Origin of the sequence: Actinomyces sp. Z16, assembly GCF_003111765.1 — a bacterium.
GTDB classification, from domain to species: Bacteria; Actinomycetota; Actinomycetes; order Actinomycetales; family Actinomycetaceae; genus Actinomyces; species Actinomyces glycerinitolerans.
In genome coordinates this window covers 1,374,830-1,386,708 of sequence record NZ_CP027862.1, presented here as the reverse complement: position 1 = coordinate 1,386,708, position 11,879 = coordinate 1,374,830, and the positions used below count along the sequence as shown (strand labels likewise).

The window sequence follows — 11,879 nt, the reverse complement described above, 5'->3', positions numbered from 1 at the left end:
GCGGCGGTGAATGCGAACACAGATCACCGCGGCGACCGCTCCGCCGGGCGCTTCAGCCGCGTTCGATGCGCTCGGTGCGCACCACCGTGGCCGTGACCCGCGTGGTGGAGACGACCGACGTCGTCGTGGAGCTGATGCGCGCCGCGGACAGGTAACCCAGGACGCGGGCGCGCAGCGCGGGCGGAGCCTGCTCGGCGCAGCGGGAGCGGACCAACTCGCGTAGGTGCCGCTCGGCGTCGGCCTGGCGGGAGCAGTGCTCGCAGGAAGCGACATGCTCGGCCAGGCGGGCCTGAAGATCCTGGTCGACCTCATGGTCGAGGAAGCGCTCCAGGTGGGTACGGGCCTCCGCGCACGAACAGGGCTCGGTCGGGTTCTTCTCACCCATTAGTTCTTCTCCTCCGCGCTGACATAGCCCAGCTGGCGGGCGTGGTCCGCAAGTAGCTCACGTAGTTGCCGGCGCCCGCGGTGCAGGCGCGACATGACCGTGCCGATGGGGGTGCCCATGATCTCGGCGATCTCCTTGTAGGAGAAGCCCTCGACGTCGGCCAGGTAAACGGCCAGCCGCCGCTCCTCGCTGAGTTCCCCCAGGGCCGCCTTGATCTCCTCGTCCGGCAGCTCGTCCAACGCCAGGTTCTCGGCGCTGGGCAGCCCGACGGAGTCATGGGAGGCGGCCCGGTGCAGCTGCCAGTCCTCGACCGTGTCGGCGTCGGACTGCAGCGGCTCACGCTGCTTCTTGCGGTAGGTGTTGATGAAGGTGTTGGTCAGGATGCGGTAGAGCCAGGCCTTCAAGTTGGTGCCGGGCCGGTATTGGTGAAAGGCGCCGAAGGCGCGGGCGTACGTGTCCTGCACCAGGTCCTCGGCGTCAGCCGGGTTGCGGGTCATACGCAAAGCGGCGCCATAGAGCTGGTCCAGATAAGGCAGGGCGTCGGCCTCGAAGCGGGCCGCGCGGGCCTCGGCAGACTCGTCGGCCGGGGCACGGTCGAGGTCGTCGGGCTCCGCCTCGGCAGGGGACTGTGCCACGCCAAGCCGGTCCGTGGGGCGGTGATCGTCTGTGTCCGTCATCGACCACGAGCCTAGCCCGCCCGTACCAGTAGTGCGCCGCTGGGCGCCCCGCGGTAACGAGGTCATGGCAGGCACCAGGCCGGGGGCTACGCCGATTCCCGGCGCGGCCGTGGGAGATGCCCCCGGGGCGGGGCGGGTGTAAGAAGCAATCATCGCCGTCCTAAACGACTCCGCGGGCCCGCGCATTCCCGGCTGTTGTCGCCGGCTACTGGCACCGGGCGCCGCGGTGCGCGAAGATGGGGGTATGGACCTTCTGCGCATCGTTGCCCGCCCGGCGCTTGCCGCCCCCTTCATTGTCGATGGCATTGACGCCCTCGCCCGACCCAAGCGGCACGCGGAGAAGTTTGAAAAGGTGCAGCCGGTGCTGGAGAAGGCCGGGCTGCCGCCGGTGCTGCACTCGGACGCCGAGTTGCTTACCCGCATCAGCGGCGCCGTGAGCGTAGTGGCCGGGTTGGGCCTGGCCACGGGACGGGCGCCGCGCACCTGCGCAGCCGTATTGGCGACGCTCAACATTCCGCTGACGCTGGTGAACAACCCGGTGTGGGCCGTCAAGGGCCAGGACGCGCGCAAGCAGGCCATGTCGGGGCTAATGCGCTCCGCCGCCATCGGGGCGGGCTTGGCCCTGTCCGCGGCGGACCGTGAGGGGCGCCCGTCGCTGGCGTGGCGGCGCGAGAACCGACGTCAGGTTCAGGCAGCAATTGCGGCCGCGGAGGAACAGGTACGCGCCCAGTACGAGCCGACGCAGTCGGCCTGAGCCATCCGCCGGAATCGTCCGCGCAGCTTTATCGCGCAAACCGGACCGCGCTCGTCGGTTTGGACCTCCCCAGTGGCGCACTACGGCGGTCCGGGCAGAAAGAGGCGGTCCAAATGGGGGGTTGGCGGTCCCGGCCCGCCACTTGCGGCTTCGCCTGGCCACTGCGCTTGTGGCGGTCGGGGCGCAACTTCGACCGGCCACAGCACAAATCGACGCGGCGCCGCGCTACCCTCGGGGGCGAGAGCCCCGCCGGCCGACGCCGGGGACACGGGCCAAGCCCCCAGCCGACCTTGAGGAACACGAAGGAACACGACCGGTGACAGACCAGAACGCCAACAGCGCCCCCGCCGCGACGCCCGACATCATCTACACGCTGACCGACGAGGCGCCGATGCTGGCGACCCGCTCCCTGCTGCCCATCATCAAGGGGTTCACCCGCGCCGCCGACGTGAGCGTGGGCACCGCGGACATCTCCCTGGCGGGCCGCATTCTGGCCGCCTTCGGGCTGGCGGACGACGACCTGGCCCGGCTTGGCGCTCTCACCCAGGACCCGGCCGCCACCATCATCAAACTTCCCAATGTCTCGGCCTCCCTGCCGCAGCTCAAGGCCGCCATCGCCGAGCTGCGCGAGAAGGGCTACGACCTGCCCGACTATCCCGACGAGCCGGCCACCGACGCCGAGCGGCAGGTGCGCGAGGCGTACGACGCCGTCAAGGGCTCCGCCGTCAACCCAGTGCTGCGCGAGGGCAACTCCGACCGCCGCGCCCCGCAGGCCGTCAAGGCCTACGCGCGCACACACCCGCACTCCATGGGCGCGTGGAGTCCGGACTCCAAGACGCGCGTGGCCACGATGGATGCCGACGACTTCCGTCACAACGAGCGCTCCGTGGTGGTTCCCGAGGCCGGCACCGTGCAGATCCGGCTGGTTCCCGCCGACGGCGGCGAGCCGGTGGTACTGCGCGAGGAGCTGCCGGTGACGGCCGGGGAGGTGGTGGACGCCACCTTCATGTCGGCGCGGGCGCTGGATGAGTTCCTGGCGCGGGCCAACACCGCCGCCAAGGCCGACGACGTGCTGCTGTCGGTGCACCTGAAGGCCACCATGATGAAGGTCTCCGACCCGCTCATCTTCGGGCACGTTGTGCGCGCCTTCTTCCCCCGGACCTTCAACACCTACGGTGAGGTGCTGGCGGCCGCCGGACTGCGCGCCGAGGACGGGCTGGCCTCGATCCTGACGGGTCTGGATGACCTGCCCGAGGGTGAGCGGATCCGGGCGAGCCTGCGCGAGGAGATGGCGGCCGGGCCACGGCTGAACATGGTGGACTCCACCCGCGGCATCACCAACCTGCACGTGCCCTCCGACGTGATCATCGACGCCTCCATGCCCGCCATGATCCGCGCGGGCGGCAAGCTGTGGAATGCCGACGGCTCCATGGACGACACCCTCGCCGTCATCCCCGACTCCTCCTACGCCGGCGTGTACGAGGCCGTCATCGAGGACTGCAAGGCCAATGGCGCCCTGGACCCGCGCACGATGGGCTCGGTGCCGAACGTCGGGCTGATGGCCCGCAAGGCCGAGGAGTACGGCAGCCACGACAAGACCTTCCTGATCCCCGCCGACGGCACCGTCGAGGTCGTCGTCACCGCGGGCACGGGCCAGCCGGCCGGCACCGTGCTGCTGTCCAGCGCCGTCGAGGCCGGGGACATTTGGCGCGCCTGCCAGGCTCAGGACGCGGCCATACGCGACTGGGTGCACCTGGCCGTGGTGCGGGCGCGCGCCACCGGGGCGCCGGCCGTGTTCTGGCTGGATCCTGAACGCGCCCATGACCGCACCATCGCCTCCCTGGTGGAGCGCTACCTGGCCGATGAGGACACCACCGGCCTGGACATCCGGATCCTGGACCCGGTGGCGGCCACCCGCCTGTCGCTGGAGCGGGCGCGCCGCGGCGAGGACACGATCTCGGTGACCGGGAACGTACTGCGCGACTACAACACCGACCTGTTCCCCATCCTGGAGGTCGGTACGAGCGCCAAGATGCTGTCGGTGGTGCCGCTGATGAACGGCGGCGGCCTGTACGAGACGGGCGCCGGGGGTTCCGCCCCCAAGCACGTGCGCCAGCTGCTTGAAGAGGACTACCTGCGCTGGGACTCCTTGGGTGAGTTCCTGGCGCTGGCGGAGGCGCTGCGGCACGTTGCGCAGGTGAGCGGGAACGCGCGCGCCACGGTGCTGGCCGACGCCCTGGACGCGGCCACCACCACGCTGCTGCAGGAGGAGCGCTCCCCCGCCCGCCGCCTGGGCGGCATCGACAACCGCGGCTCCCACGCCTGGCTGGCCCTGTACTGGGCACGCGAGCTGGCGGCACAGACGGCCGACGCCGACCTGGCCGCGCGCTTCGCGCCCGTGGCCGAACAGCTGGGTGCGGTCAATGAGCAGGTGCAGGCCGAGCTGGTGGCGGTGCAGGGGCACCCGGTCGAGTTGGGCGGCTACTACCTGCCCGATCCGGCCCTGGCCGACGCCGTCATGCGTCCGAGCGCGGCCCTGAACGCCATCGTCGACGCGCTGTGAGTGCGGTGGATGCTGCCCCCTGGCCGGCGCCTGCCGCCTCCGGGCCGCTCGATGCCGTCATAGACCTGCCGGGGTCGAAGTCGCTTACGGCCCGGGCCCTGGTGGCGGCGGCGGTGGCGGGGGGCCCGACGACGCTGCGCGGTGCCCTGCGCTCCCGCGACACCGAACTCATGCGCGCCGCCCTAACAGCGCTCGGGGCCCGCTTCGAGGAACTTCCTGACGATTCCGGTGCCTGCGCCGACGCCGTCCTGCGGGTCACGCCCGCGCCGCGCCCGTTCCCGGTCCGCGCCGGCGCCGACTGGGTGGCCCGTATCGACTGCGGTCTGGCCGGAACGGTGATGCGCTTCGTGCCGCCATTGGCGGCCCTGGCCGACGCACCCGTGGTCTTCGACGGCGACGCCGCCGCCCGCCGTCGCCCACTGGCGCCACTGCTGGACGCCCTGACCGCGCTCGGCGCCGAGGTGGGCTACCTTGGTGATCCCGGCTTCCTGCCCGTGCGCGTCGGCCCCGGCGGCGGAGGCCCGCTGCGCCCCGCCGACCCGGCCCGCCCCGAGGCCCCGCACCGGGTGAGCGTGGACGCCTCCGGCTCCTCCCAGTTCCTGTCCGCGCTGCTGCTGGCCGGGTGCCTGCTGCCCGGCGGCCTGGCCGTCACCCCCACCGGGCCGGTGCCGTCCCTGCCCCATGTGGCCATGACCGTGGAGTTCCTGCGCGAACGCGGCATCGCCGTGGACGAGCCGGACGCCGGCGCCCCCGTGGGTGCACGCACCTGGACGGTTCACCCGGGCGCGCCGCGGGGCGGCACGCTGGTCATTGAGCCGGACCTGTCCAACGCGGGCCCATTCCTGGCGGCGGCGCTGGTGGCCGGCGGGCGTGTCGGCGTACGTCACTGGCCGGCGCACACCACCCAGGCGGGCGACGCCTGGCGGTGGCTGCTGCCCGATCTGGGCGGCGCCGTCGAGCAGGCCCGTGAGGCGGACGGCTCGCTGACACTGACTGCGGTCGGCACCGGCGAACTGCACGGAATCGACGCCGACCTGTCCGCCGTCGGGGAGCTGACCCCGACGGTGGCGGCGCTGGCGGCCCTGGCCTCCGCGCAGGGGCACGCCTCGCGCCTGCGCGGCATCGGCCACCTGCGCGGGCACGAGACCGACCGCCTGGCCGCACTGACCACCGAGATCAGCCGCATCGGCGGGACGGCTCGGCAGACCGCCGACGGTTTGGAGATCGACGCGCTGCCCACCGGGGTGCACCTGCATCCGGCCCGGCTGCGCGCCTACGCAGACCACCGCATGGCGACCTTCGCGGCCGTCGTCGGCCTGGGCGTCCCCGGAATCGAAGTGGACGACATCGCCTGCACCGCCAAGACCCTCCCCGACTTCCCCGCCCTGTGGGCGAAGCTGCTGGCCGACCGGGAGGGGCGCTGATGGCACGCCGCGACATCGGCACCGACGATCCGCGGGTACGGGTGCGCCCCGGTAAGCGCTCGCGCCCCCGCACCAAGCAGCGCCCCGCCCACGCCGACGCCGTGCCCGGCATGGTCACCCGCATCGATCGCGGCCACTACCGCATCCGCCTGGAGGACCCCGCTCTCACCACCGACGGCAGCGGCGACATCACCGCGATGAAGGCCCGCGAGCTGGGACGCGGGAAGGTCGTGGTCGGGGACCGGGTCGCCGTCGTCGGGGACACCTCCGGCCGCAAGGACACCCTCGCCCGCATGGTGCGCGTCGACGAGCGCCGCACCCTGCTGCGCCGCAGCGCCGAGGACGGGGACGCGGCCGGCACGGAGAGGCCCGTGGTGGCCAACGCCGACCTGCTGGTGATCGTCACCGCCCTGGCGGACCCGGAGCCGCGCCCGCGCATGATCGACCGGTATCTGGTGGCCGCCTACGACGCCGGCATGGAACCGCTACTGGTCCTGACCAAGGCGGACCTGGCCGACGCCGCCCCGCTGCTGGCTCTTTACGAGCCGCTGGGCGTGCGCTCGGTGTCAACGCGACTGGATCCGTCCAGCCGGGCCGAGGCGTCCCGCGCCGGCGGCGACGGCGTGGAGGCGGTGCGCGCGCTGATCGGCGGGCGCACCTCGGTGTTCGTCGGACACTCCGGGGTCGGCAAGTCCACGCTCATCAACGCGCTCGTGCCCGGAGCGGACCGGGTCACCGGCGAGGTGAATGTGGTCACCGGACGCGGGCGCCACACCTCCACCAATCTGCAGGCACTCGAGTTGCCGGGTGGCGGCTGGGTGATCGACACGCCCGGGGTGCGCTCCTTCGGGGTGGCGCACGTGTCCAGCGCGGACGTGCTGCGCGGCTTCCCGGATCTGACCGAGGTCGCCGAGGACTGCCCGCGCGGCTGCACGCACGAGGCCGGCGTTATCGAGTGTGCCCTGGATGAGTGGGTCGCCGACGCCGCGCCGGAGCCGGCGGAGCGTGAGCGGCGTCGGGCCCGGGTGGACTCCTTCCGACGTCTACTCGCCCCCGCGCTGGAGGCCGAGGACCCCACGACCCCGACGGCGCACCGCCGGTGAGCCGGAGCGAACTGGAGCTGCACAGCCGAGTCGGCGCTGTGCGAGCGAGACCGGAGTTCCGGAAATGGCGGGTCGGGCGTGGATGACGGTCCAGTTCGGCCAGGGACATCTCCGCCAGTTGCACCTGATGTGCACGGAACCGACCGGACGGGTCGGGAGTGTGGTGGGTGGGGGTGTCTGCTACGCCGGTCAGACGTTAACAACGCTACTTAACGGTCTGCTGTATACCCCAGGAGCCTTCAGCAGACCGTTAACAGGCGTTGTTAACCCCGAAGTGGCGTTGCTGACGGTGAAGTGGCGTAGCAGACGGCCCCCACACCCGCAAACACAACGAGCCCCTCTAGTCTCTGGGTGTTACTCGTGCCGGTCTCAGGGAGAGGAAAGCAGCCATGGCCCGCATGCCAGTCAGCACCAGCAGCCCTGTTATCCGCCCCGGCGGGACAGCGGACCTGGATGCAGTGGCCAAACTACTCACCGAGGTGTTCACCGCAGATCCACTCATGCGCACCATCGCCGCGCGGGCCCCGAAGCCGGTGGCGGCCCTGGATCACCTGCACCGCTGCGAGTTGACCGCTCACTATCTCTCCCCCGACGCCTCTCAACGGGCCGGTGCGCACGTCGACCTGGCGGTGGCTGACGCCGGCACCCCGAACGAGCGGCTGCTCGGCGTCGCCCTGTGGGATGCGCCCGCCCAGGACCGACATGCCACGGGACCGTTCGGCTCCGAGCCACTCGACGGGGTCGACCTGGACCTGCTGGGCGGCGCCTGGGAGCTGGTGCTGCTAGATGCGGCCCAGTGTGAGTCGGCCCAGCCGCCGCAGCCGTACTGGTACCTGTACATGCTCGCCGTCGCTCCCGGCGCCCGCGGCTCCGGCGTGGGCACGGCGCTGCTGCGCCACGGCCTGGAGCGCGTCGACGCCGACGGCGTGGCCGCACACCTGGAGTCGACCACGCCGGCATCGCGACGGTTGTACGAACGCCTGGGATTCTCGTTGGCGGCGACGCTCGACGCCCCGCCGCTGCCGGTTTACTGGGCCTTGACCCGCCCTGCGCGTCCGCGGCGGTAACGGCCGCAGTCGCGGCGAAAACGTGCCCGGTTCGGCGCCTTGTTTCCTCCCTGCCCTGCGGCGGCGGACGTTAGTCTGAACACATGTCCGCTTCCCCGACTGCCGGGGCTCTCCTTCCCCGCTCCGCCTGGACCGACCTGTCGGCACGCGCCGAGTTGTCGCCGGCGCGCCGCCGCGTACTGGCAGCGGTGGAGGAGTCAGGCCGGTCGGTCACGGCGGCGCAGCTGGCCCGGAGTCTCGAGCTGCACCACAACACGGTGCGCGAGCACCTGGACGCCCTGGTGGAGGCGGGCCTGGTGGCGGTGTCCGCTGCCCCCACAGGGCGGCGAGGTCGCCCCGCCCTGCGCTACGCACCGGCCGGCCCCGATCCGGCGCAGGTGGTCGGCTCCTACCTGTCCCTGCTGGATGCGATTGTCGAGCAGCTCGGCGACGGTGAGCAGGCCCGCCGGCGGGCAGAGGCGATCGGCCGGCGCTGGGCTCAGTTGCTCCCCGATGAGCCCGCGGCCCCGACGGCGCAGGCCGCCGCCTCCGCGGCATCGACTGCCACGTCGACGACGCGGCTGACCGCCATGCTGCCGCACCTGTCGCATATGGGCTTCGCCCCCGAGTTCGACGGCGAGCAGATCACCCTCAAGGCGTGCCCGCTGCTGACCGCCTCCCGGCCGCCGCACCGGCTGGTGTGCCGCATGCACGAGGGCTTCCTCAACGAGCGCTTCGCCCGCCCGCACACGGGCGGCCCCGCCTCCGCCGACCGCGCGGACGGCGGCGCCGCGGATGCCGTCGAGGCAGGCACGGGGGCGCCGACATTCTCGGTCATCCCACTGTGTGCCGACGGCTGTCACGTGATGGCACGGGCAGCCACGACGACGCCGACCGGCGAGCCGCCCGTACCCCAGGCCGCCGCATCGGCCGAACACCGGCCTGTTGAAACCGTGGTCAGCCGATAGTCCAGAGTTCAGCCGGTGACCCGCAGGTAGCCCATCGCGCCCTTCTCCATGTCGGCGAAGGCGTGGGTGACAAGCGTGTAGGTGCCCGGGGCCGGCGGCACGCATTCCACGAAGCCGCCCTGGGCGGGCTGCAGCCCGAGCGCCTGGCTGCCGCCGGACCAGCCGGCGCCGACGTCGTCGGGCCCGCCCAGCGTCCAGGCGCCCTCGTGGAAGACCTGGTCGAACTGCAGCCCAACGATGTGGAAGGACGTCGGCAGGGAGGGCCCGGCGTCGAGCACCCAGAAGCGCAACCGCTCCCCCGGCTTCGCCGTCAGCGGCCGGTCGCGGTACTGAAAGGCGATGCCGTTGAAAGCCAGCAGGTCGGGGGTCTTGGCGGCCACCTTGTCCGCGTCGGTCTCTCCGCCCTCGGATCCGAGGTAGAGCTCGGACTGGATCATGACGAACTCCCGGTCCGCCACGGCGAGCCCGGGCGGGTCGATGATGACGGCACCATGCATGCCGGAGGCCAGGTGCACGCTCATCGGGGCGGTGGAGCAGTGGTACAGCCAGATGCCGGAGCGCTGGGCGGTGAACTCGTACACGAGCGAGTCGCCGGGGTCGATGGAGCGCATGGGCGCGTCCGGGGAGATGACGCCGGCGTGGAAGTCGATCGAGTGGCTCATGGAGCCCTCATTGACCAGGGTGATGCGGAAGGTGTCGCCGACCCGACCGCGCAGCACCGGGCCGGGCGCCTGCCCGTTGTACGTCATCCGCCGCTGGGTGACGCCGCCGCCCACGTACATGGCCTGTTCGGTGACGGTGAAGGTGTGCTCGTGGACGGTGGTGGCGGTGTCGGCGGGCGCCAGCACGGCGTCGAAGGGCTCCACATCGTCGGGAAGGGCGGCGGCGTAATCGGGTACGGCGTCGTCCGCCCCGAGCGCAGTCGCCGTAGTCGAAGCGGCGGCCTGCCCGGCAGCGGTGACGTGGAAGACCATGCCCTGGGCGCGGTGCCCGGCGATGGAGCACCAGCCCTCCAGCAGGCCGGAGACGACACCGGCATCGAGGCTGCCGGTCTCGCCGGCGGGGACGCGGCCGGTGGAGGCGGTGGTCCCGTCGTCTAGCTGGAGCACGAGGTCGTGGACCTGGTCACCGGTGTTGTCCAGAGTGATCACCAGCCGGTTGCCGGCGGGAACGTCCACGGTGTCGGGCACGAAGCGCATCCCCTCGACCGCGACGGTCACGGTGGTGGTCCGCCCCGTGACGGCCACGGGACCGGCCTCCGCCGACGGGGTGCGGGTGGCCCGCCAGGCGGCGATGCCGGCGCCGGTGGCCACGGCCGCCCCGGTGGTGAGCAGGCCCAGGAGCACGCCGCGGCGATCCAGGCGGGGCTGAGGGGCGGCGTCGGCTCGACGTTGGCCACGGCCGACGGCGGGAGCGGTGCCGGCGGTCACGGCCGCGCGCCCCTGCGGGATGCCGACGCCACCGCGGGACGCCGGAGCCGCCTGGGGACGGTCCGCGTCGTCTTCGGCGCGATCATTCACGGGCGTCCTCCCTCGTGCTTCTCGCCGCGCAACACCCGCCGCAACGCCAGGGCGATGCCCACCGGCACGTAGCCGGCCACGGCGCCGGCAACGACCGCCGCGGCCAGCCGCACCGCCTCGGGCAGTATCTGGGCGACGGCGATCAGCAGGCAACCGTTGGCCGTCACCACCCGCCAAGCGGCGGCCCGGTCCAGGATGGCGTTGGTGGCGCGGGCGGCGGCCGGGCCCCCACCCAGCATGACCGGGGTGAGGTAACTCAGCGCGGCGGCCACAATCTGCAGCGCAAATCCGGCGCCCAGGGCCACCCGGACGGTGTGGATGACCTCGCGGGCGGCGGCGACGTCGTCGGCCAGGACGATACCGGTGCCGATGTAGCCCACGCAGGCCAGCAGCCAGCCCACCGACGCCGCCGCACTCATGGTGGCGAAGGAGGTGGGCGGCACGCGCCGGGCCGTCACCGCGGCGGGCAGGACCACGGCGGCGGCACCGATCAGGTACACGACCACGCCGATTCCCGCCGCCATACGCCACAGGCCCGCGCAGGCGGTTATGGCGACGCCCGCCACGAGGAGTGGCAGTCCCCGGGTCGCCCAGCGGGCGGCGGTCGGCTCCATGCGGGTGCGCAGCATGGTCGGCCACAGCACGGTGAGCGTGCCCAGCACGGTGATGCCGACGAAGCCGAGCAGCATGGTGGTGGTGTGGGCGAGGTAGTAGGTGTCGGCGAGGGCGGCGGTACCGCGCCGGTCGGCCCAGGAGGTGAGGTAGCCCAGGACCGCGCCGATTCCCAACAGGCTCAGTGCGGCCAGGTAATGAAAGACCAGGGGCGCCATCCTGGGTGCCAGGGCGCGGCGGTATTGGACGCCGATCGCAGCCACACCCAACAGCGCGCAAGCGAGCACCGCCGTCACCCCGGCCAGGGTGACGGCGGGACGCCCGGCGGTGATGCCGACCAGCACCGCGATGGCACCGAGACTGTGGGCATGCAGGCGCACGTCCAGCAGCCCGGCGCCGCCGAGCGCGGGGCGGTGCAGCAGGGTATCGGCGAAGTGGGCCGACCAGATGGTGATCGCCGAACCGATGCCGCCGAGCAACAGGGCGTGCAGCGGCAGCCAGGTGCCCCAGGCCGCCAGCGGCCCGCCGATGACGCCGACCGCGAGCGCAGCCGCGACCACCAGCCAGGCCAGCACCACCGCATTGCGGCGGACCTGAGTGCGGCGACGGCGATGAGGCCTGGGTGTGCGGGCTCGCCCGTCTGTGCCCGTCCGCCCGGCATCGGGGCGGCCGCCGTCGGGCGTACCACCCAGCTTCTTTTTCACGTCGACTACCGTAATAAATCGGGTGGGCCGCGACAATCCAAGGACAGCTTCGCCGCATGAACGTGCGCATGAAGAGTCTCCGTATCGACCGACGTCCCTCACGATGCGAACGCGCATGCCGCC

10 protein-coding genes are annotated in these 11,879 nt (G+C 72.3%); 6 read left to right on the top strand and 4 right to left on the bottom strand.

Features of this window, described 5'->3' with window-relative positions; translation table 11 throughout:
• Window positions 1-52: 52 nt before the first annotated feature.
• Together rsrA and C3B71_RS05740 are read right to left on the bottom strand one after the other, a co-directional pair.
• Window positions 53-385: a mycothiol system anti-sigma-R factor gene (rsrA, locus tag C3B71_RS05745; RefSeq protein WP_073327060.1), complete on the bottom strand. Its 333-nt coding sequence runs from the start codon at window positions 383-385 to the stop codon at window positions 53-55.
• The gene (locus C3B71_RS05740; RefSeq protein WP_073327062.1) at window positions 385-1,062 is read right to left on the bottom strand and encodes a sigma-70 family RNA polymerase sigma factor; all 678 of its coding nucleotides are present in this window, start codon (window positions 1,060-1,062) and stop codon (window positions 385-387) included. The genes rsrA and C3B71_RS05740 overlap by 1 nt, the downstream gene beginning before the upstream one ends.
• A gap of 244 nt (window positions 1,063-1,306) precedes the next feature.
• On the opposite strand from C3B71_RS05740, the gene C3B71_RS05735 reads away from it, so the two are divergent.
• The 6 genes from C3B71_RS05735 to C3B71_RS05710 all read left to right on the top strand — a co-directional run bounded on the left by C3B71_RS05735 (window position 1,307) and on the right by C3B71_RS05710 (window position 8,920).
• Window positions 1,307-1,816 (top strand): DoxX family protein, encoded by a 510-nt coding sequence (locus tag C3B71_RS05735; RefSeq protein ID WP_108966717.1) that lies wholly within the window; start codon window positions 1,307-1,309, stop codon window positions 1,814-1,816.
• A gap of 391 nt (window positions 1,817-2,207) precedes the next feature.
• Entirely contained in the window at window positions 2,208-4,379 is a 2,172-nt protein-coding gene (locus C3B71_RS05730) for an NADP-dependent isocitrate dehydrogenase (protein ID WP_234416208.1), read from the top strand.
• Window positions 4,380-4,384: 5 nt separating this feature from the next.
• A complete protein-coding gene (gene aroA, locus C3B71_RS05725) occupies window positions 4,385-5,803 on the top strand; it encodes a 3-phosphoshikimate 1-carboxyvinyltransferase (protein ID WP_234416131.1) in 1,419 nt (472 codons plus the stop codon).
• A complete protein-coding gene (gene rsgA / locus C3B71_RS05720) occupies window positions 5,803-6,906 on the top strand; it encodes a ribosome small subunit-dependent GTPase A (RefSeq protein ID WP_073327066.1) in 1,104 nt (367 codons plus the stop codon). The genes aroA and rsgA overlap by 1 nt, the downstream gene beginning before the upstream one ends.
• A gap of 389 nt (window positions 6,907-7,295) precedes the next feature.
• Window positions 7,296-7,973, top strand: coding sequence for a GNAT family N-acetyltransferase (locus C3B71_RS05715; RefSeq protein ID WP_234416130.1), 678 nt, complete (start codon window positions 7,296-7,298; stop codon window positions 7,971-7,973).
• A gap of 83 nt (window positions 7,974-8,056) precedes the next feature.
• Window positions 8,057-8,920: a helix-turn-helix transcriptional regulator gene (locus C3B71_RS05710; RefSeq protein ID WP_108966710.1), complete on the top strand. Its 864-nt coding sequence runs from the start codon at window positions 8,057-8,059 to the stop codon at window positions 8,918-8,920.
• Between the two features lie 8 nt (window positions 8,921-8,928).
• Here C3B71_RS05710 and C3B71_RS16390 read toward each other — a convergent pair whose 3' ends face one another.
• Both C3B71_RS16390 and C3B71_RS16385 read right to left on the bottom strand, forming a co-directional pair.
• Window positions 8,929-10,440, bottom strand: a complete 1,512-nt coding sequence (locus C3B71_RS16390; protein ID WP_234416128.1) for a multicopper oxidase domain-containing protein — start codon at window positions 10,438-10,440, stop codon at window positions 8,929-8,931.
• The gene (locus C3B71_RS16385) at window positions 10,437-11,756 is read right to left on the bottom strand and encodes a hypothetical protein (RefSeq protein WP_234416127.1); all 1,320 of its coding nucleotides are present in this window, start codon (window positions 11,754-11,756) and stop codon (window positions 10,437-10,439) included. The genes C3B71_RS16390 and C3B71_RS16385 overlap by 4 nt, the downstream gene beginning before the upstream one ends.
• Between the last annotated feature and the right edge of the window lie 123 nt (window positions 11,757-11,879).